Source organism: Vogesella perlucida (assembly GCF_979366545.1).
In genome coordinates this window covers 1-293 of record NZ_CEETRO010000065.1, presented here as the reverse complement: position 1 = coordinate 293, position 293 = coordinate 1, and the positions used below count along the sequence as shown (strand labels likewise).

The window sequence follows — 293 nt, the reverse complement described above, 5'->3', positions numbered from 1 at the left end:
GCCGCTGCCAGAAGGTGCGGCCAACCTGCCGGTGGTCGCCACCGACCCGGCCGGCAACACCACTAACGCTAGCGTGCCGGTCACCATTGATACCACCGGCCCGGCCCTCACCGCCAAACTCGACCCGAGCAGCGACAGCGGCACGCCAGGTGATGGCATCACCAACGACACCACGCCGACCATCATCGGTACCGGCAATGCCGGCGACAGCATCAAAGTCACCACCCCGACCGGCGAAGTGCTCACCACCACGGTGAAACCGGATGGCACCTGGAGCGTCACCCCGACGCAGC

General features: G+C 67.2%; 1 protein-coding gene. It reads left to right on the top strand.

From position 1 onward, the window contains the following. Positions 1–293: Ig-like domain-containing protein (locus tag ACZ9XP_RS17940; RefSeq protein ID WP_465188966.1), on the top strand; the 293-nt coding region annotated here is incomplete at both ends.